This is a genomic window from Burkholderia alba (genome assembly GCF_034721475.1).
Taxonomy (GTDB): domain Bacteria; phylum Pseudomonadota; class Gammaproteobacteria; order Burkholderiales; family Burkholderiaceae; genus Burkholderia; species Burkholderia alba.
Genome location: NZ_JAWJWL010000187.1, coordinates 1 through 389, shown reverse-complemented (window position 1 = coordinate 389; position 389 = coordinate 1). Strand labels below are relative to the sequence as shown.

At 68.4% G+C, this 389-nt stretch carries 1 protein-coding gene and 1 pseudogene; both read right to left on the bottom strand.

Translation table 11 applies throughout. The features are described 5' to 3' along the window. A partial coding sequence (locus tag RZR99_RS33155) for a patatin-like phospholipase family protein (protein WP_323123871.1) occupies positions 1-312 on the bottom strand: 312 nt, incomplete at its 3' end. Then, a pseudogene (locus RZR99_RS33150) lies at positions 309-389 on the bottom strand (3-hydroxybutyrate dehydrogenase); the annotation flags it as partial. The gene RZR99_RS33155 and the pseudogene RZR99_RS33150, both read right to left, overlap by 4 nt.

Sequence of the window (389 nt, the reverse complement as noted above, 5' to 3'; positions counted from 1 at the left end):
GGGAAAGAACGCCGGCTGGCAGATCGTTTCCCAGAACTCGCGCAGCCGCTCGACGCGCCGCTCCGGCGGATTGCCGGCGATCAGCGCGGTGTTGAGCGCGCCGATCGAGATGCCGGCAATCCAGTCGAGCGGAATGCCCGCGTCGTGCAGGCCTTCGAACACGCCCGCCTGATACGCGCCCAGCGCACCGCCGCCCTGCAGCACGAGCGCGATCGTCTCGTAGGGCAGGACGTGAGCCGGCGGCACGCTGGCTTCGTTGTGCAGGTCCACCGGGTCGACCGCCTGTTTTTCGGTACGGGCGCGCGGCTTCATTGCATGAACCATCCGTGGCTGACGATGAAGGACTGGCCGGTGAGCGCCGCGCTCGGGAACGCCGACAGGAACAGCAC